This is a genomic window from Hartmannibacter diazotrophicus (genome assembly GCF_900231165.1).
GTDB lineage: Bacteria > Pseudomonadota > Alphaproteobacteria > Rhizobiales > Pleomorphomonadaceae > Hartmannibacter > Hartmannibacter diazotrophicus.
Map to the genome: position 1 here is coordinate 3,923,027 of NZ_LT960614.1, position 25,171 is coordinate 3,948,197.

Annotated in this window: 22 protein-coding genes, 1 other RNA gene and 1 pseudogene; 10 read left to right on the forward strand and 14 right to left on the reverse strand. The window is 65.1% G+C overall.

Translation table 11 applies throughout. The features are described from left to right. Nucleotides 1-100: 100 nt before the first annotated feature. The 6 genes from HDIA_RS18290 to HDIA_RS18315 all read right to left on the reverse strand — a co-directional run bounded on the left by HDIA_RS18290 (nucleotide 101) and on the right by HDIA_RS18315 (nucleotide 4,066). Nucleotides 101-553, reverse strand: a complete 453-nt coding sequence (locus HDIA_RS18290; protein WP_197708045.1) for a hypothetical protein — start codon at nucleotides 551-553, stop codon at nucleotides 101-103. A gap of 164 nt (nucleotides 554-717) precedes the next feature. Further along, nucleotides 718-1,878: a winged helix-turn-helix domain-containing protein gene (locus HDIA_RS18295; protein WP_099557473.1), complete on the reverse strand. Its 1,161-nt coding sequence runs from the start codon at nucleotides 1,876-1,878 to the stop codon at nucleotides 718-720. Between the two features lie 185 nt (nucleotides 1,879-2,063). Next, complete coding sequence (locus HDIA_RS18300; RefSeq protein ID WP_099557474.1) at nucleotides 2,064-2,615, reverse strand: hypothetical protein; 552 nt, start codon at nucleotides 2,613-2,615, stop codon at nucleotides 2,064-2,066. A gap of 300 nt (nucleotides 2,616-2,915) precedes the next feature. After that, nucleotides 2,916-3,071: non-coding RNA, 6S RNA (gene ssrS, locus HDIA_RS18305), on the reverse strand. A gap of 128 nt (nucleotides 3,072-3,199) precedes the next feature. Further along, nucleotides 3,200-3,568: a cell division protein ZapA gene (locus tag HDIA_RS18310; RefSeq protein WP_099557475.1), complete on the reverse strand. Its 369-nt coding sequence runs from the start codon at nucleotides 3,566-3,568 to the stop codon at nucleotides 3,200-3,202. Between the two features lie 216 nt (nucleotides 3,569-3,784). Next, entirely contained in the window at nucleotides 3,785-4,066 is a 282-nt protein-coding gene (locus HDIA_RS18315) for a DUF4164 domain-containing protein (RefSeq protein ID WP_099557476.1), read from the reverse strand. 595 nt (nucleotides 4,067-4,661) lie between these two features. Here HDIA_RS18315 and tkt point away from each other — a divergent pair. The 8 genes and pseudogenes from tkt to HDIA_RS18345 all read left to right on the forward strand — a co-directional run bounded on the left by tkt (nucleotide 4,662) and on the right by HDIA_RS18345 (nucleotide 11,947). After that, a complete protein-coding gene (gene tkt / locus HDIA_RS18320; RefSeq protein WP_099557477.1) occupies nucleotides 4,662-6,650 on the forward strand; it encodes a transketolase in 1,989 nt (662 codons plus the stop codon). A gap of 180 nt (nucleotides 6,651-6,830) precedes the next feature. Then, on the forward strand, nucleotides 6,831-7,838 hold the full coding sequence (gene gap / locus HDIA_RS18325) for a type I glyceraldehyde-3-phosphate dehydrogenase (RefSeq protein WP_099557478.1): 1,008 nt from the start codon (nucleotides 6,831-6,833) through the stop codon (nucleotides 7,836-7,838). A gap of 11 nt (nucleotides 7,839-7,849) precedes the next feature. Then, nucleotides 7,850-8,176 (forward strand): annotated as a pseudogene (locus HDIA_RS26120) (putative glycolipid-binding domain-containing protein); the annotation flags it as partial. 73 nt (nucleotides 8,177-8,249) lie between these two features. Beyond that, nucleotides 8,250-8,438 (forward strand): putative glycolipid-binding domain-containing protein, encoded by a 189-nt coding sequence (locus HDIA_RS26125; RefSeq protein WP_425432956.1) that lies wholly within the window; start codon nucleotides 8,250-8,252, stop codon nucleotides 8,436-8,438. Next, nucleotides 8,435-9,628 carry a phosphoglycerate kinase gene (locus HDIA_RS18335; protein ID WP_099557480.1) on the forward strand — a complete coding sequence of 398 codons (1,194 nt, stop codon included), beginning with the start codon at nucleotides 8,435-8,437 and terminating at the stop codon, nucleotides 9,626-9,628. The genes HDIA_RS26125 and HDIA_RS18335 overlap by 4 nt, the downstream gene beginning before the upstream one ends. A gap of 70 nt (nucleotides 9,629-9,698) precedes the next feature. After that, the gene (locus tag HDIA_RS26000) at nucleotides 9,699-9,824 is read left to right on the forward strand and encodes a hypothetical protein (protein WP_281259960.1); all 126 of its coding nucleotides are present in this window, start codon (nucleotides 9,699-9,701) and stop codon (nucleotides 9,822-9,824) included. A 66-nt stretch (nucleotides 9,825-9,890) separates the two neighbouring features. Next, nucleotides 9,891-10,556: an exopolysaccharide biosynthesis protein gene (locus tag HDIA_RS18340; protein WP_099558998.1), complete on the forward strand. Its 666-nt coding sequence runs from the start codon at nucleotides 9,891-9,893 to the stop codon at nucleotides 10,554-10,556. Between the two features lie 338 nt (nucleotides 10,557-10,894). Continuing rightward, nucleotides 10,895-11,947 (forward strand): Bug family tripartite tricarboxylate transporter substrate binding protein, encoded by a 1,053-nt coding sequence (locus HDIA_RS18345; protein ID WP_157775726.1) that lies wholly within the window; start codon nucleotides 10,895-10,897, stop codon nucleotides 11,945-11,947. 331 nt (nucleotides 11,948-12,278) lie between these two features. Here HDIA_RS18345 and rpmE read toward each other — a convergent pair whose 3' ends face one another. Then, on the reverse strand, nucleotides 12,279-12,503 hold the full coding sequence (gene rpmE / locus HDIA_RS18350) for a 50S ribosomal protein L31 (protein WP_099557482.1): 225 nt from the start codon (nucleotides 12,501-12,503) through the stop codon (nucleotides 12,279-12,281). A gap of 446 nt (nucleotides 12,504-12,949) precedes the next feature. Here rpmE and HDIA_RS18355 point away from each other — a divergent pair, with 446 nt between their 5' ends. Next, entirely contained in the window at nucleotides 12,950-14,758 is a 1,809-nt protein-coding gene (locus tag HDIA_RS18355) for a potassium/proton antiporter (protein WP_099558999.1), read from the forward strand. A gap of 106 nt (nucleotides 14,759-14,864) precedes the next feature. Here HDIA_RS18355 and HDIA_RS18360 read toward each other — a convergent pair whose 3' ends face one another. Next, nucleotides 14,865-15,245, reverse strand: coding sequence for a hypothetical protein (locus HDIA_RS18360; protein WP_157775727.1), 381 nt, complete (start codon nucleotides 15,243-15,245; stop codon nucleotides 14,865-14,867). 218 nt (nucleotides 15,246-15,463) lie between these two features. Here HDIA_RS18360 and HDIA_RS18365 point away from each other — a divergent pair, with 218 nt between their 5' ends. After that, entirely contained in the window at nucleotides 15,464-17,257 is a 1,794-nt protein-coding gene (locus HDIA_RS18365; RefSeq protein ID WP_245884306.1) for an ABC transporter transmembrane domain-containing protein, read from the forward strand. A gap of 25 nt (nucleotides 17,258-17,282) precedes the next feature. On the opposite strand, the gene HDIA_RS18370 is transcribed toward HDIA_RS18365, so the two are convergent. The 6 genes from HDIA_RS18370 to HDIA_RS18395 all read right to left on the reverse strand — a co-directional run bounded on the left by HDIA_RS18370 (nucleotide 17,283) and on the right by HDIA_RS18395 (nucleotide 25,088). Next, nucleotides 17,283-18,311: a peptidoglycan -binding protein gene (locus tag HDIA_RS18370; RefSeq protein WP_099557485.1), complete on the reverse strand. Its 1,029-nt coding sequence runs from the start codon at nucleotides 18,309-18,311 to the stop codon at nucleotides 17,283-17,285. A 42-nt stretch (nucleotides 18,312-18,353) separates the two neighbouring features. Further along, complete coding sequence (locus tag HDIA_RS18375; RefSeq protein ID WP_099559000.1) at nucleotides 18,354-19,283, reverse strand: flagellar motor protein MotA; 930 nt, start codon at nucleotides 19,281-19,283, stop codon at nucleotides 18,354-18,356. A gap of 210 nt (nucleotides 19,284-19,493) precedes the next feature. Next, a complete protein-coding gene (locus HDIA_RS18380; protein ID WP_099557486.1) occupies nucleotides 19,494-20,282 on the reverse strand; it encodes an inositol monophosphatase family protein in 789 nt (262 codons plus the stop codon). Between the two features lie 279 nt (nucleotides 20,283-20,561). Continuing rightward, nucleotides 20,562-22,532, reverse strand: coding sequence for a putative bifunctional diguanylate cyclase/phosphodiesterase (locus HDIA_RS18385; protein ID WP_162292667.1), 1,971 nt, complete (start codon nucleotides 22,530-22,532; stop codon nucleotides 20,562-20,564). A gap of 445 nt (nucleotides 22,533-22,977) precedes the next feature. Beyond that, nucleotides 22,978-24,396, reverse strand: a complete 1,419-nt coding sequence (locus HDIA_RS18390) for an SEL1-like repeat protein (RefSeq protein WP_162292668.1) — start codon at nucleotides 24,394-24,396, stop codon at nucleotides 22,978-22,980. Between the two features lie 8 nt (nucleotides 24,397-24,404). Continuing rightward, a complete protein-coding gene (locus tag HDIA_RS18395) occupies nucleotides 24,405-25,088 on the reverse strand; it encodes a thiamine phosphate synthase (RefSeq protein WP_099557489.1) in 684 nt (227 codons plus the stop codon). Between the last annotated feature and the right edge of the window lie 83 nt (nucleotides 25,089-25,171).

The following is a 25,171-nucleotide window of genomic DNA, read 5'->3' on the forward strand; positions in this document are numbered from 1 at the left end:
GAAATGTCGACGTCAGCTTCGAGCCCGGATTGACCGATGCGCCCAGGTACCCCGAGGGCAGCTAGGCCCAGGGAGCGGACGCTCGCGCAGGCAGACTCTTTTATAGCGACTGATTTTCATAGATGGTCCGGCGCAGGATGCGTTGCGCCAGCTTGGCCCATTCTTCTAGTTGTTCTTCATTTGCCTCTGGGTTCTGTAGAATTTCTTCATCGTCTTCTGGCATTGCCACGTGAACCCATGTGTTACGATATTTTCGTAGCTTATGAATGTCGTCTCGAAGTCCCCGTTCAATAGGCGCGCTATCAACCAAGTCCACGAGGCGAATACGCTTCCCGCCTGCATATTCGGCGCGAAGATACGTTTCGATTGCGGCCGTAGCGGTTATCACGGTTGCTAGGTTCGCGCCGCCGACGAAGGCATAATCGCAATCGCGAACGATGAAGGCGCACCATTCTGTCATGGTAGCGCCGCCCTTCAACAGTTCGTCGTCAAGCGCGGTGATGAATGCCCATTTCGCTTCTTTATTCAAATTCGTTCCCTCCAGCGAAGCCACTTTTCAATCGAAGTGTAGCATTGGTCAGTATGGGCTGAGACCGGCCATTGGCCTGACCGCGATGAACGGCGGCTTCGTCCGCATAGCGGTCGTTCAGGAGGTTCGGCTCTAACGGCAGCTTCCGGCCCCACTCCAGCCACCGATCAGCCCTCCATCCGCTCACCTCAGCCGCCCCAAACCACCCCTTCATCCAGCCCCAGCCACGTCGCCATCTTCCCGAGCTCCTCATCCAGCGCCTCGCGGCTATCGGCGGGCGCGTCGGGCTCCATGTGCAGGGATTTGACCAGCAGCCGCCCATTCTGACGGTCGGATTTCAGGTCCACCCGCGCGACAAGGCGGTCGCCGAAGAGGAAGGGCAGTACATAGTAGCCGTATTCCCGCTTTTCGGCCGGCACGTAGATCTCGATGCGATAGCGGAAGCCGAACAGGCGCTCGGTGCGATCGCGCTCCCAGATGAGCGGGTCGAAGGGAACGAGAAGGGCCTGGGCGTCGATGCGGCGCGGCCGGCGCGCGTCGCGGTGAAGCCATGCATGACGCCAGCCGGGCACGTCGACCGGCACGAGCACGCCCTCCTCGGCGAGCGACAGGATGGCCGGCCGGGCCTCTTCCGGCGACAGGCGGAAATAGTCGCGAAGCTCCTTGTCGGTCGCGATCCCGTGGGCGCGGGCCGCGCACTCGATCAGGGCACGGTGCGCCTCCGCGTCGGTCGGGGTCGGCAGGGCGAGGATGCCCTCCGGCAGCACCCGCTCCGGCAGGTCGTAGACGCGCTCGAACGTGCCGCGCCGCGTCCCCGTCGTGATGTGCCCGGCCCAGAACAGCCATTCGAGCGCCTGCTTGGTGTCGCTCCACTCCCACCAGCCCGACTGACCCTTGTGCGCCTCGAAATCGGAGACCGACAGGGGCCCCTCCGCCCGGAAGCGCTCAAGCAGCGCCATCGCCTCGGCGCGCCGGTCCCGCGCGTAGGTCCGCATCCGGTTCCAGCCGGCCTCGCCCCGGTCCGCCTGCCGCATGCGCCAGCGCAGCAGCGGCTGCACCTCGAAGGGCAGCAGGGACGCCTCGTGCGCCCAGTATTCGAACAGCCGGCGTTGCCGTTTCGGCCCCCAGGCGAGCCGGTCGAGATCGGCCCTGTCATAGGCGCCAAGGCGTGAGAAGGCGGGAAGATAGTGTGCGCGCGACAGCACGTTGACGCTGTCGATCTGATGGAGATGGAGACGATCGAGCACGCGGCGCAGGTGCTTCGGGCCGACGGCGTCTGGTCGGCCGGCGCCGAACCCTTGCGCGGCCAGTGCGATACGGCGCGCTTGCGGCAGGCTTATTCGCTCCATTGGTTTCCTCAGATCCAAATCGGCAGAGATCGAAGATCCGCAATAGCCTGTTCCGGCTTCAGATCCAACGGGATCGCCGAAATGCCTCTGGAACGGGGCGCGCGCGTCCCCTGCCCGCGCCGGCGGCCAATCATCGGCGAGGCGGAAAACAACCGCCCCGCCGCACCGATCTCAGGCAATCGCCTTTATTCGGCGGCCGCCTTGACCCGCGCCTTGCGGGCAATGCTCTCGGCAAAAAGCGGCGTCTCGCGGCTGTTGTGGTCGCCGCCCGCGGCCTGACGCGCCTCGGCGGCCTGCTCGAAGGTCTGGCCGTGGTCCTCGATGAAGCGCATGAAGACGTCGGTCGGATGGCAGGTGACCCGGTTCGTGTAGCGGGTGCGGTTGCCCTCGATCGGCTCGGCGATCAGTTCCCAGATGACATTGACCTGGGTCCGTCCGCCCGACGGCGGGAACACGTCGGAGATCGAATTCATGCGGCAGTAGGAGGCCGTGGCCTCTTCCGCAACATAGTGCTGGACGACCAGGCTGGTGCCGATCATCTCGACGTTGATCGACATCCGGCGGCCGTCGTCCGTGGATGTCGTACCGGCGGCGATATGGTCGGGCGAGCAGCAGCGCTGGTATTCGGCCTCGGGCAAATTGAAAAGCCAGTCGGCAATATTGATCGCCTCGAAAGGAATGTCGATTTCGTGAGAATAGGCCGATTTCGACAGAAGCTTTTCGGTCAGGATTTTCATTGTCTGTTCCAGTCGCTTGATAGGGTTATCGCGCCATCTCGCACCGGAAAACCTTTTCACGACGCGCCGATAGCGAATTCTTCGGAGCAGCCTTCATGTCTGCCCGGGGAAAAATTCGCACCGGCGAAGCGTCGCCGCAATTATACCTGCACCGGGGAAAAACATACTTTGGTTTGGGCGCGCCGGGCACAAGGTTTGGAGCGCGCCGGGCACGACGGATTGAGCGCGCCAGCATCACGGCCGCACACATTCCCTGCCCGCGCCGGCGGCCAATGATTTATCGATGTCAGGGAGGAAGCAGGCGTGCCACCTCGGCCGTTGGAAGATCGATCCCGGGAAACCTACAGCGTAGGTGGGCGCCGTTTGCCCAGGCCCACGAGCCCAGGCAGAGACAGCTCCCTTTTGGATCGATAAGGCCCCGGGGATAGTGATTCCTGACGCACCGCGCAGCAACGCCTGAGGCGGAATATAGGTGTGCGGTGCACGCCGCGCCAGTGGCATTTTCAAGGCGCGGGTATTTGGTGCCGGAAGGCCGATTTTCCGCCGCGCGTAACCGCACGCCAGACCGCGTGACGGCAGCCGCCTCAGCTGTCCTCGCGCGGCGTCAGCGTCTCGGTGATGCGGTCGATGCGACCGACAAGACTGGAGAGCCGGCTCATGTAGCCGGTTTCGATCTCGCCCTGGCGCTCGATGAGATGATCGCGGCTTTCGCGCAGGCCGTCGACCTCCGCCTGCACGCCCTTGAGACGCCGCTCCAGCTCCGCCAGCTGGTCATAGACGGTGAGCGCCGACATCACGATCAGCCGCTGGTCGCCGATCTCGCCGAAGATCTTGCGCATCTCGTCGACCTGCTCGTCGAGACGGCGCGCGAGGCCGAAGAGGTGCTCCTCCTGACCGTCGTCGCAGGCCATCCTGTAGACTTTGCCTGCGATTGTCACCGTTACCTGAGCCATTGACGCACGTCCCCACCTTCGGACCGTCCCTCAAGGACGCCCGAAAGCCTGTCGATTCTGTGGCAGAGAGCACAGTTTGCGGTGATTCCGTCACGCCAGACAAGATCCAACGCCCCAACGGGTCGGGCGGACGGGCATGAACGAGACCGTTACGCGCGAATTTCCGGGGGACGGCGGCGTGAACGGCGCTCCTGAGCCGCTCGGCCGCACGCCGCTCTAGCCGCCATGCGAGTCGAGGATCACCCGGATCGACTCCATCGCGGCGACGAGGCGGCGGGAGACTTCCTTGTTGGCGTCTTCCAGGCGGCCGGCGCGGGCCTCGCTGCCGTCGAGGTCCTGGGCGAGCTTTGCCCGGTCCTCGCCGAGGCGGGCGCATTCGGCTTCAAGGTCGGCGCGCCGCCGGTCGGCCTCGTGGTGACGCGCGACAGCCGCCTCGAGCCGGCCAAGCGCCGCCTCGATGTCCCGGACCGCCGCATCGAATGTCCCCCCGTCAGCCATGCCCTACCTCAGCACGCATACTCTCTCCGCCCTCATCGATTCTTTTCTCATGCCTGCACACCTCGCCTGCCGCGAACTGTTGGCGCGGGGCAAGCATAAAGGCAAGAAAGAACGCGAGAAATGAGGGATTTTTCGCAAGTATCACCCAGACTTGCCACACCGGGCGTCCCCTTTCAACGTTTGCGGAGCGCCTTGCCGGACTATTCCACTTCAAAGAGTTCGAATCGGCGTCGGCGCCTCAATGGCGGCAGGACCTGCCCCTGCCCGGCCCGCTTCTCGCCCGCCGGCAGATTGACAGCAGACGATCTCCTGCTATTGATCGGGCGGCAAACCGCCAGGTATCGCCAGACTGCACTGTTTCATGGCTTTGCACGATCCGCCGACGAGGGGCCGAGGCCGCCCCGACACGATCCGGCGGCTCGGCGTTGGAATGGCCAAGACGAGGTTTTCGCATGCCTGTTAGGCTCCCGATCAAGAAGGAACCGGACAGCGTAGACCAGCGGACGCAGGGCATTTCTGGAGACGACCTTCCCCCCGCACACGGGACGCCGTTCCTGGAGCAAGGCCTCCACGACCATCCGAAGGCTTCAAGAATATGATCGACATCGCCGAACACACCGCCATGGCCAACGCAATCCGTGCCTTGGCCATGGACGCGGTGGAACGGGCAAAATCCGGTCACCCCGGCATGCCCATGGGTACGGCCGACATCGCCACGGTTCTCTTCACGCAGTTCATGAAGTTCGATCCCTCCGCCACCAACTGGCCGGACCGCGATCGCTTCGTGCTCTCCGCCGGCCACGGCTCCATGCTCCTCTATTCGCTCTTGCACCTGCTCGGCGTCGAGGACATGACCATCGAGGACCTGAAGAACTTCCGCCAGCTCGGCTCCAAGACCGCCGGTCACCCGGAATACGGCCACGCCGCCGGCATCGAGACGACCACCGGCCCGCTCGGCCAGGGTCTTGCCACCGCCGTCGGCATGGCGCTCGCCGAGCGCATCATGAACGCCGAATTCGGCGACGACATCGTCGACCACATGACCTATGTGATCGCCGGTGACGGCTGCCTGATGGAGGGCGTCAGCCACGAGGCGATCGACCTTGCCGGCCACCTGAAGCTCAACAAGCTCGTCGTCCTCTTCGACGACAATGGCATCACCATCGACGGCTCGACCTCCATGTCGACGTCGATCGACCAGCTGGAGCGTTTCGAGGCGCACGGCTGGCGCGCCGAGCGCATCGACGGGCTCGACCCGCAGGCGATCGAGGCCGCACTGGAGCGCGCCAAGGCCTCCTCCAAGCCCTCGTTGATCGCCTGCCGCACGGTCATCGGCTACGGCGCGCCGCACAAGGCCGGCTCCCACGCCGCCCACGGCGCACCGCTTGGCGCCGACGAGATCGCCGGCGCCCGCGAAAAGCTCGGCTGGCCCTATCCGCCCTTCGAGATCCCGGCCGAAATCCGTGACGCCTGGCGCGTCGCCGGCCTCAAGTCCGGTCAGGCCCGCAAGGAATGGGAAAAGCGCTTCAAGGCGCTCGATCCTGAGACCCGCGCCACCTTCGAGCGCCGCATCCGCGGCGACCTGCCGGCCGGCGTTGCCGACAAGATCGAGGCCTACAAGGCGGCCCTCGTCGCCGAAAAGCCGAAGGTCGCCTCGCGCAAGGCCTCCGAGAACGCGCTGCAGATGCTGGCCGAGGCGGTTCCCGAACTGCTCGGCGGCTCGGCCGACCTCACCGCATCGAACCTCACCAAGGCCAAGGTTCAAAAGCCGGTCACGCCGGACGACTTCGACGGTCGCTATATCTATTACGGCATCCGCGAATTCGGCATGTCGGCGGCGATGAACGGCATCGCCCTGCATGGCGGCTTCATCCCCTACGGCGGCACCTTCCTGGTCTTCACCGACTACGCAAGGCCGGCCATGCGTCTCGCCGCGCTGATGGGCGTGCGCGTCATCTATGTGATGACCCATGATTCCATCGGCCTCGGCGAGGACGGTCCGACCCACCAGCCGGTCGAGCACTTGGCGAGCCTTCGGGCGATCCCGAACATGCTGGTGCTGCGCCCCGGCGATGCGGTCGAGACGCTGGAAGCCTGGGACGTCGCCCTCAACCATCGGACCGGCCCGAGCCTGCTCGCGCTCTCGCGCCAGAACCTTGCCGCCTTCCGCCTCGAAATGGAAAAGGCCAACAAGGTCTCGCTCGGCGCCTACGAGGTTGCCGGCTGCGAGGGCGAGGCGGACGTTTCGATCTTCGCCACCGGTTCGGAGGTCAACATCGCCCTTGAGGCGAAGGCCCTGATCGAGGAAGCCGGCAAGGCGGCGCGCGTCGTCTCCGTGCCCTCCTTCGAGCTCTTCGCCAAGCAGTCGGCCGACTACCGGGCCGAGGTCATCGGCAACGCCAAGGTCAAGGTCGGCGTGGAAGCTGCGATCCGCATGGGCTGGGACGGCATCATCGGTCTCGACGGCATCTTCGTCGGCATGTCGACCTTCGGTGCCTCCGGCAAGGCCGAGGATCTTTACGAGCATTTCGGCATCACCCCCAAGGCGATTGCCGAAAAGGCGCTCGAGAAGCTGGAAGACTGAGACGACTGCGGGATTGGCCTGCCGGATCCGCCCATTGAAGGATGGCGCGGGTCCGGCATGGCAATGTATTGAACAATTCAACCACGCCGCCAGCACGTGGCAACGCGTCCGGCAGGCCGATGGCCTTATTTCGGGCCAGACGGACAGGTGACGGGCGGCTCCAACAAGGGATCGGGAAAAATGGCAGTGAAGGTCGCGATCAACGGGTTCGGACGCATCGGGCGCAACGTCTTGCGCGCCATCATCGAGTCGGGCCGCACCGACATCGAGGTGGTCGCCATCAACGATCTCGGGCCGGTGGAAACCAACGCGCATCTGATGCGCTACGATTCGGTCCACGGCCGCTTCCCCGGCACCGTGACGGTCTCCGGCGACACCATCGACGTCGGCCGCGGCCCCATCAAGGTCACCGCCATCCGCAATCCGGCCGAACTTCCCCACAAGGAACTCGGCGTCGACATCGCGATGGAGTGCACCGGCATCTTCACCGCCCGCGACAAGGCCGCTGCCCATCTTGAGGCTGGCGCCAAGCGCGTGCTGGTCTCGGCGCCCGCCGACGGCGCGGATCTCACGGTCGTCTTCGGCGTCAACGACAACAAGATCACCAAGGACCACCTGGTCCTGTCGAATGCCTCGTGCACGACGAACTGCCTGGCCCCGGTCGCTTTTGTCCTCAACGAGGCCATCGGCATCGAGAAGGGCTTCATGACGACGATCCACAGCTACACCGGCGACCAGCCGACGCTGGACACGATGCACAAGGATCTCTACCGCGGCCGCGCCGCGGCGATGTCGATGATCCCGACCTCGACCGGCGCCGCCAAGGCCGTCGGCCTCGTGCTGCCGGAGCTCAAGGGCAAGCTCGACGGCACCGCGATCCGCGTGCCGACCCCGAACGTCTCCGTCGTCGACTTCAAGTTCATCGCCAAGAAGGAGACCTCGATCGAGGAAATCAACGCCGCGATCAGGTCCGCCGCCGACGGCAAGCTCAAGGGCATCCTCGGCTACACCGACGACAAGAATGTCTCGATGGACTTCAACCACGATCCGCATTCGTCCACCTTCCACATGGACCAGACCAAGGTGATGGACGGCACGCTGGTGCGCATCCTGTCCTGGTATGACAACGAGTGGGGCTTCTCCAGCCGCATGTCCGACACGGCGGTGACCATCGCCAAGACGATCTGAGGCGGGCCGACATGGTCTTCGAGCCCGTCACAGACCATCGCGTCCGCTGGCGGACCGCGAGCGGCGACGGGCTCGAACATGTCGTGTTGCAGGCAACGGATGAGGGCATCGAAGCTAGAAGCTGGCTGATTGCGCCGGCCGAGGACGGCGGAAGCGCCCTCACCTACCGCCTGACCTGTGACAAGGACTGGCGCGTGCGTGGTTTTTCGCTGCGCGCGTCGACGGGAAAGACGGTGAGCCTTCGAGCGGATGGCAAGGGCCGGTGGTGGGATGGAGACGGCACCCTCCTCAGCGACCTTGCCGGGTGCATCGACATCGACTTCGCGCTGACGCCCCTGACAAACACCCTGCCCATTCCGGCGTCTGCTGGGCGGCCAGACGGCTACGGAGTGCGGCCTTGCGGTCGTCTATATTCCGGCCGACAGTTTCACTCCGAGACCATTTCGCCAGCGCTACAGCGTGAGCGAGCCGGGACGGTCCTATCGCAACGAAAGCCTGGACGGCGATTTCACCGCCGCTCTGCCGGTCGATGACATCGGCGTCGTGATCGATTATCCCGAGTTCTGGCAGCACGTTCAAGCCGAGGAACCAATTCGATGAGCAGCTTCAAGACCCTCGACGACGGTGATTTTGCGGGCAAGCGTGTGCTCGTTCGCGTCGATCTCAACGTGCCGATGGAAAAGGGCAAGGTGACCGACACCACCCGCATCGATCGCATCGTGCCGACGATCCGCGAGCTGAAGCGCATGAAGGCGAAGGTCATCCTGCTCGCCCACTTCGGCCGTCCGAAGGGCGAGAAGAAGCCCGAGGACAGCCTGAAGCCCGTGGTCGGCCCGCTCGCCAAGGCGATCGGCAAGCCCGTCGCCTTCGCCGAGGACTGCATCGGCGCCACGGCCAAGGCCGCCATCGACATGCTGGCGCCGGGCGAGATCCTGCTGCTGGAAAACACCCGCTTCTACAAGGGCGAGGAAAAGAACGACCCGGCCTTCGTCGCGGCGCTTGCCGAACTTGGCGACGCCTACGTCAACGACGCCTTTTCCGCCGCCCACCGCGCCCACGCCTCGACCGAGGGCCTTGCCCGCCACCTGCCCGCCTATGCCGGCCGCACCATGCAGGCCGAACTGGAGGCGCTGGAGGCCGCGCTCGGCAACCCGAAGCGCCCCGTGGTCGCCATCGTCGGCGGCGCCAAGGTGTCGAGCAAGATCGACGTCCTCGAAAACCTCTGCGCCCGTGTCGATGCGCTGATCATCGGCGGCGGCATGGCCAACACCTTCCTCGCCGCCGAGGATATCGGCGTCGGCAAGTCGCTTTGCGAACATGACCTCGCCGACACGGCGCGGCGGATCATGGAAAAGGCCGAAAAGGCCGGCTGCGCCATCGTGTTGCCGGTCGACGCGACCGTCGCCTGGCACTTTGCCGCCGGCACGCCGAGCCAGAACTATGGCCTCGACGCCATTCCGCCGGACGGCATGATCCTCGACGTCGGCCCCCAGTCGATCGAGCGCATCCACGCCGTTATCGACGACGCGCATACGCTGCTCTGGAACGGCCCGCTCGGCGCCTTCGAGATCGAGCCCTTCGACCGGGCGACCGTTGCCGCAGCCAAGCACGCGGCCGACCGCACGCGGCACGGCAAGCTCGTCTCGGTGGCCGGCGGCGGCGACACCGTCGCGGCGCTCAACCACGCGGGCGTTGCCGGCGACTTCTCCTATGTCTCAACGGCTGGCGGCGCCTTCCTGGAATGGATGGAAGGCAAGGAACTGCCCGGCGTCGCGGCGCTGATGAACTGACGCCATCCCGGGAAAGGCCTGCCCGCGCGAATGCGGGGGCGGGAATCAGCTTCCGGGACGTGTCGCCCTCATGACGACGGCCCGCAGCCTTGCCGCGATTTTGAAAAATGCGGAAAGGCTGCTGGTAAACCAAAGACGCAACTACGGTTGGACGGTGACAAGCGGCAGCTATTACACTTCTGCCATGTTGGGCTGATATCCGGTCGGTCGGCGAATCGGACAAAGACCAGTCGCAATCGCCGCGTCCAAGGACCAACCGTTGATGCCGTTTGACCAGTCGCCGGAAATCGCTGAAATCGATGAAATGAACGCGGAAGAACGCCCTCGCGGCGGACGGCTGTCGGATATCCTGCGCACGCTGGCCGACGACGACACCCAGGCACGGATATCGCTGGCCGATCTTGTCGACGCCCTGAGGCACAGGGCGCACGGCGCGCTGCTGTTCATTTTTGCCGTGCCCAACGTCCTGCCGACGCCGCCCGGCACGTCGGCGATCCTCGGTGCGCCGCTGATCTTTCTTGCCTTCCAGCTCGCCCTCAGCCGCAAGCCGTGGCTGCCGAAGATCATCGCCAACCGGTCCATGGCAAGGAGCGATTTCTCCCGGATCGTGGAACGGGTGCTGCCCTGGCTCGCCCGCGCCGAGCGCCTGCTGAAGCCGCGTCTGACGCCGATCGTCTATCCGCCGGGGCAGAATATCATCGGCGCGGTCTGCTTCCTCCTGTCCATCATCCTCTTCCTGCCGATCCCGCTCGGAAACATCTTCCCCGCGCTCGCGATCTGCATCCTCGCGCTCGGGCTTCTGGAACGCGACGGCGTCTGGGTCCTGGCAGGCTGGCTCGCGGCGGCAAGCTCCACGGTCGTGGTCTCGGGCGTCGTCTACGCTCTCGCCAAGAGCGCGCTCTTCGTGATTTCCGGCGCCTTCGGATAAGAGCGGGACTCGGGCGGGCGTCGATGTCCCGCCATTCCGGCCTCTCTCCATAAATCGGCAGCTCACACGTTCGCTGCGTGCCTGCGCACGTGAGGTGCGCGCGATAAATCGGCGTAGGCGATCAATCGAGCGTGAAAATCAATTTGCCCCATCATGATGCAAGCCCAATAATGCGGCACATCATCACCCGCGCGTAATCGTCGCCACGGTCCGAAGAACCGCACAGGTGTCGTTTCGCCTTCTTTCGCCATGCCGAATCCACGGCGTGAGGGCTGCCCTCATATCCGCGAGCGCCGGGCGATTCCTCTTTTGAAGAGTGACTCCAGAAAGGAAATAGCGTGAGCAAGGATCGAATGGACGTCCGGCGGAAAGCAGAAGCGAAGCCCTTTTTCCTGGCGGCCCTGGCGCTTCCCTTCGCTCTTGCCTCTGGCGGCGTGGCGAATGCTGCCGACAGCTGCGAATTCTTCAAGGGCAAGACCGTCGAGATGGTCGTGCCCTTTTCGGCTGGCGGCGGTTTTGACACGTACGGGCGAATGGTCGCCAAGTTCATGGGCGACCAACTTGGTGCCGCCAATATGATCGTGCGCAACCAGCCGGGAGCCGGCGGCCTTCTCGCGACCAACCAGACATGGGCCACCAAGCCTGACGGGCTCACGATCCAGCTCATTGCCATCAGCGGCATGGTGGCCGCCGAACTCGGCGGTGCCGACGGCGTGCTTTTCAAGACCAACGAGTTTTCCTGGATCGGTCGCATTTCCGGTGAGCCCGACGTCATCACCACCGCCCCGGACGGCGGCATCAAGACAGGCGAGGATGTCCGGGCGATCGCGGCCGAGCGTAAAGTCCGCGTCGGCTCGACCGGCCTCGGATCGCCGCAATATATCGGCTCGCAACTCCTGGCGATGTTCATGGACGACGGCCGTGTGATCACCGGCTTCAGCGGCTCGCAGGAGGTCTATACATCGCTCCAGCGTGGCGAACTCGACCTGTTCGTGTCTTCGCTCAGCGCCGCCGAGGCTGCTGAAAAGGCGGAGACCGGCCGCGTCTTGTGGATTTTCGGCACCGAGGGGCTGCCCGAGCGCCCGAATGTGCCTCCGCTGTCCTCCGCTGTCGACGCGAAATTCGAAAGGCTCATTCAGGTTCAGGCCGACATCACCTCGGCCGGACGTGCGCTCGCCGGACCGCCGGGCATGGACAAGGATCGGCTCCAGTGCCTGCGCGACGCCTTTGACCGAACGATGGCAAGCGACGAATTGAAAGCAGAGGCAAAGATGCTGAACCGCCCGATCGAACCGCTCGCCGGCTCGCAACTCGCAGCCCTGATCGGCGGCGCCATGAGCGAGCCTCCGCCGGAATACCTCAAGGTGCTTCGCTCGTCCTTCAACAAGTAGGCCCTCCGGCGCATCCGGTAGAGCCGAAGCGGGGCGAAGCCCCCCGCAGCAAGCCTTGTCGTGGAGGCTGACCGGCGAGAGGTCGAGGCAGGTCGGCTTTCAGACCACGCCTCGCGGACTTCGGCTTCTTGCCTGGCCTCCTCCGAAAACCGGGAGGCATGGAAAGAAGCCATTTCAATGCTGAGTGTTCTCCCCTGGGGCGCCGTCTTCGGACGGCGCCATTTTTTTGTTCTCGGCAGGCAAGGCATTCTCGACGGACCAACGCCGAAACAAAAAAATCCCGGGTGAAACCACCCGGGATTTAAAGAAGCGCATGGTCAGGTGGAAGCAATCAGCCTCCGAACAGACCGCCGAACTTCGACTTGAAGCGCGACACGCGGCCGCCGCGGTCCATGAGCTGCTGCGAGCCGCCCGTCCAGGCCGGATGCGAGGTCGGGTCGATGTCGAGGTTGAGCGTGTCGCCCTCGGCGCCGTAGGTCGAGCGCGTCTCGAACGTCGTGCCGTTCGTCATCACCACCTTGATGGTGTGGTAGTCGGGATGAATACCGTCCTTCATCGTCCTAATTCCTCAAAGCCTGCCAAGGAAGGCCGCTGTCTTTCGCGCCGCCTTGGCTTCAGCCGCCCAAGTCAGACGTTTCCGAGGAAAGCGCCGGAATGCCGGGTCGGCCCACGATTTCGGGTGAGTCCTCCGAAACACAAAAGCGAGCCCCTCGCCTTCCGGCAAGGCCCGCATTCCGTCGAAGCGACTGAAGTTTGGGCGCTCTATAGCGCAGCGGGGCAAAAGAGGCAAGGGAGAGAACGAGGCATTCGCTCCGCCACGTGACGGCGGGACGCCTGACGTTCGGATGACGTATCATGACCGAGAGATAAACACCCGCGTGATTCTGACGCCGCCTCAATTCCTTCCCAGTTATCAGGGATGAGCGCTCTGTCGCTCGCGGCGCTGTCCGTGATCCGAAATCGACAGAATCCTGAACCGGCAAAGGGGCATCCGGCGTGCTGATCGACCAAATCTACATGATCACTCTGGTCGGCGCCGGCCTCATCATCGTTTCCGCGATATCCAGCCTGCTCGCCTCTCGCCTTGGCGCGCCCCTGCTGCTGCTGCTCCTGTGCATCGGCCTGCTCGCCGGCGAAGACGGCATGGGCATCCTGTTCGACAATGGCGGCGCGGCCTATTTCATCGGCTCGCTTGCCCTTGCGGTGATCCTGTTCGACAGCGGCTTCGGCACGTCGATCAACAGTTTCAAGCTGGCGGCCATGCCCGCCCTGACGCTCGCCACGCTCGGCGTGCTGCTGACGACCGGCCTCGTGGCCCTCGCCGCGCACTGGCTCTTCGGCCTGGACGCCATCGAGTCGCTGCTGATGGGCGCCATCGTCAGCTCCACCGACGCGGCCGCCGTCTTCTTCCTGCTGCGGGTCGGCGGCGTCACCATGCGCGACAGGGTACGCTCCACCCTCGAGGTCGAATCGGGCTCCAACGACCCGATGGCGATCTTCCTCACCCTGACGCTGACATCGCTCGCCGCCATGCCGGACATGGCCTCCGGCAGCATGGCCACCGCCCTCCTGATCGGTTTCATCCGCCAGATGGGTCTCGGCCTCATCGGCGGCTTCGTCGGCGGCATGCTGATCCTGACCATCGTCAACCGGCTGACGCTGGAGCGCGGCCTCTACCCGATCATCGTGCTCGCCTGCGCCATCTTCCTCTTCTCCCTCGTCGGGGCCATCGGCGGCAGCGGCTTCCTCGCCGTCTATGTCGCCGGCCTCTACGCCGGCAACCGCCACGTCCGCGCCAAGGCGACGCTCGTCCGCTTTCAGGAGGGCACGACCTGGCTTGCCCAGATGATCATGTTCCTGGTGCTGGGGCTGCTGGCCACCCCCTCGCAGTTTCCCGCCATCGCCCTGCCCGCGATCGCGATCGCGCTGTTCCTGATTTTCGTCGCCCGCCCGATCGCCGTCTGGCTCTGCCTGCTGCCGCAGTCCTTCTCCGGCCGGGAGACCGCCTTCGTCGCCTGGGTCGGCCTGCGCGGCGCCGTCTCGATCCTGCTGGCGATCCTGCCGGTGATCGGCGGCGTGCACAACGGCATGCTCTTCTTCAACACCACCTTCATCGTGGTGCTGACCTCGCTGCTGCTTCAGGGCTGGACGGTGAACCCGCTGGCCCGCTGGCTCGGCCTCGTCCTGCCGCCCAAGATCGGCCCGATCGAGAAGGTGGAACTGGAACTGCCCGGCACCGCCAACCACGAACTCCTAGCCTACAGGGTCGTGCCCGACAGTCCGGTGACGCGCGGCTCGCGCCTGCCACGCTGGGCACGGCCCTCCCTCGTCATCCGCGACGGCAAGTCGATGCGCTACCAGTATGCCGGCCGGCTGCAGCCGGGCGACTACGTCTATCTCTTCATTTCGCCGCGGCTTCCCCCGCTGCTCGACCGGCTCTTCGCCAGTCCCGCCATCGTCTCGCAGGACGACGCGGAATTCTTCGGCGAGTTCAGCATCGAACCGGACAAGACCATGGGCGACCTCGACGCGATCTATGCGGTCGGGATCGAGGAGAAGACTGCCAGCCTGTCCATCGTGGACTACATGACCGACCGCCTCGGCGGCCATGCGGAGGCCGGCGATCGCATGGCCGTCGGCCCCATCGAACTGATCGTGCGCGATTGCGACGAGGCCGGACGCATCGCCGCGGTGGGCCTGTCCTGCGCGCCCGAGACGCCGCGCGTCGTCAAGTTGAAGACCGATGTCATGCACCGGCTCTTCCGCCAGTTTGCCCGCTTTTCCGCAACACGAGACGGCGAAAAGTCCTAGGTCGCCGCATCGCCGGGTCGGCCTCCTGCCGGCCCCACCACCATTGCGGGACCGGATGGAGCGATAGTCGACGGCAAGGTTGACCGTCGAATAGGATTGGCCCGGTTCAGTTGCTGTATTGGTCGGCGAGGCGCTGGTATTCCTGGCATTCCTCGGTCGCGTCGGCTCCGTCGCCCTCCAGTTCCTCGCAGGTGAGCGCGGTCATCGATTTCATGCAGGCGACCGCCGGATCGTAAAGGGCATGGAAGCGGGCGACCGTCGAGAAATTCTGGTTGATCCCCACGCACATCATCTCGAGGCCCTGCATGATCTGGGCCTTCATGGCCTCGGTCATGCCCTCGGCCTGGTCCAGTTGCTGGACGGCGCACCCTTTCATCTTGTCGCAAAGCTGCAGGGTCGTCGTGGCGAACTCGTCGCTCGCCGTCGCCGCGGTGGCCGGAAGACAGGAAAGAAGGGCGAGGGCGGCAAGAATCGAAGTCTTCTTCATGGCGTTCAAAATCTTCTTCAAATGAAATTCAACGAGACACCTCAAATATTCGGTGCCGACCATTGGAGACGGAATCCCCAATGCCGCCCGGATCATACGAAGCACAGCAGACTTTGGAAAGGATACGCTTCGCACTTGCCATCCGCGCGTTCAGATGCTCATGTCCGCCCGGGCGAGACGCATCTGAGCAAAGGCGATCTGACGTGACGCAGGAAGATATCGCGCAAGACAAGACGGCAAAGTCGCAACGACGCCCGGCCCTCCGTCCCCTGAAATCCCTCTTTCCCTACATGATGCGCTACAAGCCGCAGGTCGCGGCCGCGCTCGTCGCTCTCGTCGTTGCCGCGATGGCGACGCTGACCGTACCGATCGCGGTGCGCCGCATGATCGACCATGGCTTCTCGATCGAAGGCGCCGATCTCATCGGTCGCTACTTCGGCGCGCTCATCGCCATCGTCGCCGTCCTCGCGCTCGCCTCCGCCTGCCGCTACTATTTCGTCATCTGGCTCGGCGAACGGGTGGTGGCGGACCTTCGCTCCGCCGTCTTCGCCCACCTGACGACGCTCTCGCCCGCCTTCTTCGACACCGCCCAGTCCGGCGAGGTGGTCTCGCGGCTCACCGCCGACACCACGCAGATCAAGTCGGCCGTCGGCGCCAGCGCCTCGATCGCGCTGAGAAACCTCGTGCTCTTCATCGGCGCCGTGATCATGATGGTGGTGACGAGCCCGCGCCTGTCCGCCTTCGTGCTGCTCGCCATTCCGGTGATCGTGCTGCCGCTGGTCTGGTTCGGACGCAAGGTGCGCAGTCGCTCCCGCATGGCGCAGGATACCCTTGCCGATGCCGCCGCCTATGCCTCCGAGGCCATCGGCGCGGTGCGCACGCTGCAGGCCTTCACCAACGAGGTCTATGCGACCGGCCGCTTTTCCGGCGCGGTGGAAAAGGCCTTCGACGCCGCCAAGCTGCAAATCAAGGCCCGCGCCTTCCTGACGGCCTTCGCCATCTTCGTCATCTTCGCCTCGGTCGTCGCCGTCCTCTGGATCGGCGCGCAGGACGTGCTCGCCGGCCGCATCACCGCCGGCGCGCTCGGCCAGTTCGTGCTCTATTCGGTCTTTGCCGCCGGGGCGCTCGGCGAACTCAGCCAGGTCTGGGGCGAGCTTTCGCAGGCAGCCGGTGCCGCCGAACGCCTCACCGAACTGCTGGCCGTCGAGCCCGAGGTGACGGCACCCGCCTCCCCGGCAGCCCTGCCCCAGCCGCCGCGCGGCGAAGTCGCCTTCGAGGGCGTCACCTTCGCCTATCCGGGCCGCCCGGACGTGGGCGTCATTTCCGGCATCACCTTCGCGGTGAAGCCGGGCGAGACGGTCGCCATCGTCGGACCGTCCGGCGCTGGCAAGTCGACGCTCTTCCACCTGCTGCTGCGCTTCTACGACCCGCAGTCCGGCAAGGTGCTGCTCGACGGCATGGACGTCTCCACCGTCGATCCTATCGAACTCAGGAAGCGCATCGCCATCGTGCCGCAGGATACGGTGATCTTCGCCACCAGCGCGGCGGAAAACCTGCGCTACGGCAAGCCGGACGCGAGCGAGGACGAAATCCGCGCCGCCGCCGAGGACGCCCTCGCGACTGACTTCATTGCCCGTCTGCCCGAAGGCTTCGAGACGATGCTCGGCGAGCGGGGCGTGACGCTTTCCGGCGGTCAGCGCCAGCGCGTCGCCATTGGCCGCGCGATCCTGAAGGACGCGCCAGTCCTCCTCCTCGACGAGGCCACCTCAGCACTCGACGCGGAAAGCGAAAGCCTCGTCCAGACGGCGCTGGAGCGGCTGATGCAGGGCCGCACGACCCTCGTCATCGCGCACCGTCTTGCCACGGTGCAGGCCGCCGACCGCATCATCGTCATGGATGGCGGCAAGATCGCCGAGATCGGCACCCACGACGAACTGGTGGCGAAGGGCGGCCTCTACGCAAGGCTCGCCCGGCTGCAGTTTGCCGAAGGCACGGCGCGGCCGGTGCTCTGACCCGAAAGGGGAAAAGTGTCCTGGCCTACCGCTCGGTGAGCTTGAGCTCGATGCGGCGGTTCTTGGCATAGGCCTCGTCGGTGTCGCCCGCTTCCAGCGGCTGGTATTCGCCAAAGCCCGCGGCCACCAGATGAACCGGCTTGACGCCCTTGGAAATGAGGAACTTCACGACGGAAATCGCGCGGGCGGCCGAAAGCTCCCAGTTGTCGCGGAAGCGGCCGGTGCCGGAAAGAGGACGCGCGTCCGTGTGGCCGTCGACGCGCAGCACCCACGGAATTTCGGGCGGAATTTCGCCCTCCAGCTCCAGGATCGCCTCGGCCAGCTTGTCGAGTTCGACCTCGCCGGCATCGTTGACTTCGTCAGAGCCGGAACTGAACAGCACTTCCGACTGGAAGACGAACCGGTCCCCGACGACGCGGATGTCGGAGCGGTTGCCGAGGATTTCCCGCAGCCGTCCGAAGAAGTCGGACCGGTAGCGCGAAAGTTCCTGCACCTTCTGCGCCAGCGCCACGTTGAGGCGCTTGCCGAGGTCGGCGATCTTGGCCTGGCTCTCGCGGTCGCGCGATTCCGACGCATCGAGCGCGTCTTCCAGCGCCGCGATCTGCCGGCGCAGCGCCGAGATCTGCTGGTTCAGCAGTTCCACCTGCGCCAGCGCCTGCTGGCTGACCTGCTTTTCGGCGGTGAGCTGGGACGTGAGCGCCGACACCTTGTCGCCGGCCTCCGCCCCCTGTCCCAACTGGGCGGTGAGCTGCGACTGAAGCTTGTCGCGCTCGGTGAGCGCTGCGCCGAGATTATCCTGCAACGAGGCCAGATTGGCCGAAAGCTCGCGACTGTTCGACCGCTCCAGCGCCAGAAGCTGCGTGAGTTCGGCGATCTGCGCGTTCAGGCGATTGAGCACCGTGTCCTTGCCGGAGATCTCCTGGCTCAGGAAATACTGCGAGATCATGAAGATCGACAGCATGAAGACGACCGTCAGAACCAGCGTCGACAAGGCATCGACGAAGCTCGGCCAGTAGTTCATCTCGCCCTGGAAACGGCGTCGCCCGAGTGCCATGTCTGCGTGATCCCCTGCCGCCGCGTTGCGCGCCGCGGCGCCTTACTCGTTGCTGTTGTTGAACCCGTCGGTGAGGGCTCGCAGGAGCTGCTTGATCTCCTGCTGCTGCTCACCCTGCTTGACCGCCCAGGCGCGCAGGCTCTTCTGCTCCTCGCGCATGTTCTGGACGAGCGCATGCACGCTGTCGGCAAGCTGGCCGATCGCAGCCGAGGTTGCCCCCTTGCCCGATCCTTCGTGCACTTCCCGGGACAGGCGCTCGATCGCCGTGAGGACGCTGTCCTCCCCAAGACGGCCTTCGGACAGGAAATCGGGTTCCAGGTCGGTGACCGTGGACAGCCAGTCCTCCAGGTCGACATAGAAGCGGTTCTGCGCCTGCGCCGCCTGAAGGTCGAGGAAACCGAGGATCAGTGATCCGGCAAGACCGAAGAGCGAGGACGAGAAGGCCGTTCCCATGCCGGCGAGCGGCGCCTGCAGGCCGGCTTTCAGATCCTCGAAGATCGACCCCGTGTTGCCCGACGAAACGTCGAGCGACTGGATCGTGTCACCGACCGCCGTGACGGTCTGGATGAGGCCCCAGAAGGTGCCGAGCAGGCCGAGGAAGACGAGAAGACCGGTGAGATAGCGCGAGATGTCGCGCGCCTCGTCGAGACGGGTGCCGATCGAATCGAGGATCGAACGCATCGTCTGCGTCGAAATCGCCGTCCGTCCGAGCCGGTCGCCGAGCAGCGTCGCCATCGGCGCCAGCAGCACCGGCGGCCGCGCGACGGTGAGGCCGGGATCGGCGAGGCGGAACCCGTTCACCCAGCGCACTTCCGGGATGAGGCGGATCACCTGCCGCATGCCCAGAAGGATGCCGACGAAGGCGCACAGGATGATTGTGGAGTTCAGCGCCGGATTGGAAAGGAAGGCAACCTCGATCTGGCGGTAGAGCAGAAATGCCAGCAGCCCGGCAATCACCAGGAACAGCACCATGCGCCACAGATAGACCACCGGGCTTGAAAGCTTGTAGGGATCGATATCCTGCACCTTTGGCCCCTGTCTCAAACAGCGTCGTCTCGAACGGTATCGCGACACTGATAGCGCGAATGGACAGGAATAAAAACCGCCCGCGCGGCACTGTCCGCATATTTGCGGTGCTGCCGGGCGGAATGACCCGCCATGCCGGTCCTGTAACGGCGCCCGTTACTTGCCGCCAAGCAGCTTCATGAGCGCGCCGTGGATGTCCTCGTTGCCGGCGACGATTTCGCCGGTCTCCACCGCCTTGTCGCGACCGGCAAAATCGGTCGCAAAACCGCCCGCCTCACGGATCATCAGGACGCCGGCCGCACAGTCCCACGGCTTGAGCCCCTGCACCCAGAGCCCGTCGAGCCGGCCCGCCGCCACATAGGCAAGATCGAGCGCCGAGGCGCCGAAGCAGCGGATGCCGGCGCTGTTGGCCGCAACCTGGCGAAGCTGCGCGGCATGGGCGGCGTGATCGCCGTAGCCGATATTGGGCTGGGCGCAGCCGATGACGGAATCGGCCAGCGCGCGCCGGGCGGCGACGCGCATGCGACGGTCATTGAGGAAGGCGCCAGTGCCCTTTTCGACCGAGAAGAGCTCGTCGGACGCCGGATTGTAGATGACGCCGGCGACGATCTGGCCCGCCCGCTCCAGCGCCAGCGAAATGCCGAAATAGGGAATGCCGTGCAGGAAGTTGGTCGTGCCGTCGATCGGATCGAGGATCCAGCGGTTGCTCGGATCGGTTCCTTCGATCTCGCCGCTTTCCTCGGTGAGAATGCCCCAGCCGGGACGAACCCGCTGCAACTCCTCGATCATCGTCTTTTCGGTCTTGCGATCCGCGGCGGAAACGAAGTTGCCGGGCCCCTTCATCGAGACCTGCAGGTTTTCCACCTCGCCGTAGTCACGGGCAAGATTGCGGCCCGCCTTGCGGACGGCCTGGATCATCACGGTCATGAGGGCACTGCGGGCCATGCGTCGTCTTCCTGCCGGTCGGTACCGGCTACCTGTCCCGCCGGGCGGGATGAACGTGCGGGGATCGTCCCCGGAAAAAGGTGCTGAGCGGCCCGAGCGGCGGCAAGGCGGTCCGGATGGACCACGAGCCGCTCCAAGGACCGACAAGGCGCTCTCTGGACCATAAACCCGCGGAAAATTCAAGGGGAGGATGCTGTCGCGGCCGCGCATGGCAGACCTTCCGGCCGGTGTTGACCCGGCCATCCGGCATTGAAGAACCGGTCGGGCGCCGCGCCGGCCTCAGGCGGTCGAACGGCCGCGCCCCTTTTCCGATTGCTCGAAACAGGCCAGCGCCTCGGCAAGGGACATCGCCCGCCCGAACAGAAACCCCTGGCCATAGCGGCAGCCGAGCATGCGCAGCACCTCGCAATCCGCCTCCCGCTCCACGCCTTCCGCGATGATGTCGATCGAAAGCGCCCGGCCGGCGCTGACGAGCGCACTGACCAAGGCCCTGTTGGTGCTGCTATCGGCAATGCCGTCGACAAAGCTGCGGTCGATCTTCAGACGACTGACGTTGAGCTTGAGGAGGTAAGCCAGGGAAGAATGCCCCATGCCGAAATCGTCGACCGCGATCGGAAAGCCGGCTTCGTCGAGAAGGCTGAGGTCCACAGCCGCCATGCGCGCATCGAGAAGCGTTTCCTCGGTGATCTCCACTTCCAGGCGTTCGGGCGCAATGCCGGTCTCCGCCGCCACGCGGATCAGGGTGGCCGCCGGCGAGGTCACCCCGAATTCGCGCGGCGAGACGTTGACGCTGACGATCGTGTCGCCCAGGCCGAGATCATCGAGCCTGTGGATCAGTTCGCAGGCCGAGCGGGCCATGATTTCCGTGAGCCGGTCGAGCAGGTGCAGGCGGCTGGCGGCATTGACGATCTCGTCCGGCGCAACCGGCCCGATGTCCGGGTGCAGCCAGCGCGCCAGCGTCTCGAAGCCGACGACCCGGCGATCGGAAAGCAGCGCCTGCGGCTGGAAGAAGGCCTTGATCTCGCCGGTCGACAGAGCCGTTTCGAGCCGTGTCTCGACCTCGTGCCGGCGTCCGGTCATGGCCCGCAGGGTCTCGTCGAAGCGCTGCAAGCGGCGGCGGCCCTGCGCCTTGGCCTCGTAGAGCGCGGCATCGGCGTTGGAGAACAGTTGCTCGGCGGTCTCCGCGCCTCGCCGGCAGACGGCAAGACCGATACTGGTTCCGATCATCGAGGTCGGATCGCCGGCCTTCGGCGAGCGGCCGTTGATCGCCAGCACACAGTTGGCGATTGCCTCCGCCCGCGCTTCCGCCTCGGGGCCGGACACGACCACGGCGAATTCGTCGCCGCCAAGACGGGCGATAAGATCGCCCTTGCTGCAGGCATCGCGCAGGACCCTGGCGAACGCGACAAGCACCGTATCGCCGACCGTATGGCCGAAGGTGTCGTTGACCGTCTTGAAGAGATCGATGTCGAGAACGAGCAGCGCGACGGCGTGCCCGTCGTCCGGATCACCGCCGAGCTTCTCGCTCAGGTGATCGTTGAAGAGGGACCGGTTGGCGAGATCGGTCAGCGGGTCGCGGGTCGCGATGATCTCGAGCTCATGATTGGAGCGGCTGATGTCGTGGTTGGCCTGCGACAGCGACGTCGCCAGCGACGTCGCCCGGAAGGCCATCGCATGCGTCTTCAGAAATCCCCGTTCGGCGGCGCGGCCGCCGCGAAACATGATGAGGGTCAGGAGGACGACATTGATGCCGACGATGAACTGGACCATCTCGCCATCGGTCAGCAGAACGAAGCTGAGGGCGATCATCGGCGGGCCGAAAAAGGCTTGGGCATTGAGTTTGTAGGGAACGCTCTGGATCATCGCGCCAGCCGAAACGCCGGCCAGAATGAACGTGACATAGGCGCTGGTCGGCTTGCCCACGTCGCTGAGGACGGTTGGCAGCAGGGCCCACAGCCCGCCGCTGGCAAGAGACCCTCCAACCAGCGTCGCGGCCAGCAGGGACCGACGGACTTCGACCCAGTTCAACAGCCGCGCCACGAGAACCATCAGCGATCGCAGGACATTGAGCACGACGACGGCGCCGAGCCACCAGAAGATCTCGTCATTCCGGTCGCTGTACCACATGACGACGGACGCCGACGCGGCAACGAAGCAATTGGCAATCAGGGTCAGCGGCATGCCTGAGAGCACAAGGCCGAGCTGGACGGTCCGAAGCCGATCGGCGAACTTCTCCGGCGCTGACTCCATTGCATATCGTTCCATGTCCAGCCTTTGCACCGGTTCCATGTGTTGGCGTGCAAGGTCGGCGCATCCGGCCGATGGTCTTCCGGTCTCGACGGCGCGCGCAGACAACAGGACAGGAGCCTATCGACAGCGTCATTGACCGGCAGGATCGGTCCCATGCCTCTTGACGTTCAAGCGGCGTCTCGGACCCATTTTGTTCCCGCATCCCTTGCAGATTTCAACTGAGAGGACGCCAAGCCCGGAAGGCCGCCGAGTGTTAGATGACGTGCAAAGAATAAAGTTTTCTTTAAAAGACCGTCGCAATTCAAAGGAAACTAAGGAACGCATATAAAAACAGCGCCGTTCTTGCAGCGCGTAAATTCACCATATCTCTGCTTCTATTGAGGAATCGGCCGGAACACCGGAAAATCACCAAGAACAACAACTCTATACCGGCAGAATGCGAGTATTAGGGCCCGCCCTGGACAGAGCCCGACCCCACCGGAGCTGCATCCTTCGCAGCCTGTTGCTGCACCTTTTCCATGAAGGCTTCGAGCCAGGTATCCTGGATGCCTGCGGCGCGCGAACGCAGATACCAGGTCACGGCCTTGCTGTCGTCGCGCTCGACGCCGCTGCCGATGGCATAGAGCCGGGCAAGCCGGTTCTGCGCGATCGGATTGCCCTGGCGGGCGGCAAGCTCGAACCACGCCGCAGACAGCCGCTCGTTCTTCACCACCCCGCTGCCATTGTAGAGCATGATGGCATATTCGACTTCCGCGGCGACGATGCCGTTGAGCGCCGCCTTGCCCATCCACTCCGCCGCCCTGACGGGGTTCTTGTCTTCGCCGTCGAGATAAAGGCTGGCGAGCGCATATTCGGCATCGCCGTTGCCGGCTTCCGCCGCCTCCAGAAACAGGTCCGTCGCCCGCCGGACGTCCTTCGGGCGCCCCTTTCCGGAAAGATAGAGCAGCCCGAGACCATAGGACGCCTGGACCCGCCCGAGCTTGTGCGCCTGTTCCAGGAGGTCGCCGGCCTTCTTCGCGTCACGCGTCACGCCGTCGCCGTTGGCATAGAGATTGGCAAGTTCCAGCATCGCCGAACTGTCACCGCGATCGGCGCCCAACTGATACCAGATCGCCGCCTCCTTGGTGTTCTGCGGCACACCGAGGCCATTGGCGTAGATGACGCCGATCAGCGTGCAGGCGGCCGGATCGCCATCGACCGCGTTGCCGGTGGCGATGGAAAGGGCCGTCAGATACCGCCCGCGCTGGAAAGCCCCATAGGCGTAGTCGATCTTGTTGCGGTCCGGCAGGGCGTCCTGCTGGCTCTTGCTCATCGTCGCCTCGGCCACGGCGTTGGGCTCGTTGAAGCCCTTGCCGACCGTCTTCGGATTGGGCGCAATGGCGCCTTCCAGATAGGGAAAAAGCTCCAGATCCGACCAGGCGAAAGGCTCCGGCGGCTGGCCCGGCCCGGCGGGCTTGACGGGCGGCGAGGCCGTCAGAGGGCTGGCTGTCGTCTGCTCCGCCGGAGACGTTGCGCCTTCAGGCCCCTCTTCGGAGGGCCGCGGTGGCGGTACGATCTTCTCGATGAACTGGCCGAGGCTGTCGTTCCCGACCGGCACCGCATCCCCTTCGGGCGGCGCCACCCCGGCAGACGGCTTGGCCTCATCGGCCGGCGCCGTGTCAGCGCCGGATGGGGTCTCCGCAGTCGATGGCTCGGCGTCACCGGCCGGCACGGCATCCGCGCCGGTTGGGGCCTCCACTGCGGGTGGCTTGGCGGCATCGGCCGGTTTCTGGTCTTGCGCCATGACGGCCGACGACAGGACGAGCGCCGCCCCGATCACGCTGGATGCGGGCCCAAGCAGCAGGCATCGCCTGAGTCGGGTCATGCGGCCGCTCATTCCTCGACGCTCTCCCCGCCAACGCCGTCGAGCACCGCGTTGGCCTCGCGTATGGCCTCGGCCGCGCCGCCGGAATGTTCCCAGATCGCTTCCCGGACGGCGACGAATTCCGCGCCGGTGGCCGCCGCCTCGCCGACGGAGGCAAGGTCGGTCCCGGCCAGCACGACGCAGGGCGGCTCGAACAGACCGGCCCACCAGCGCCCGAAGTCGAGCGACTTGCGGTGCGCCGTCGGCTCGGGCGCCAGATCGAGAAGCCCGAAGAAGAGATAGTCCGCGCCGGCTTCGCCGATGGCCATGGCCTCGTCGCGGGTCCGGATATTGCCGGCCCCAACGATCGAGCGCGGCTGGAATCGCTCCACCGCGTCGGTCAGATCCGCAAGGCCGCTGTCGACATGCAGTCCGTCGGCCTGCGAACGTCCCATGGCCCTGGTGTCGCCGCGGACCAGAACCGCGACGTCATGGGCCTGGGCGAGCGGAACGAGCCGTTCGGCGATCCGTTGCAGCGCCGCCTCCGACGTCGTCTCCGTCGCGATCAGCAGCGAGGCGACATCGCCGCCATTGAGCGCGGCTTCAAGCTCGGGGACGAAGGATTCAAGCTCGAAATGTCGGGGGGTAATCAGAAACAGGCGGGAGCGGTTCACGAGACGGCCTTGCGGATCGGTTGGATCGAACTGGGACATTGTCCTAACGGAATTTTCTTCCGGGCGGAATCATCCCGGCACAGAATCCCCGTGACATGGCCACGGGATTCTGTTTTCGCAAA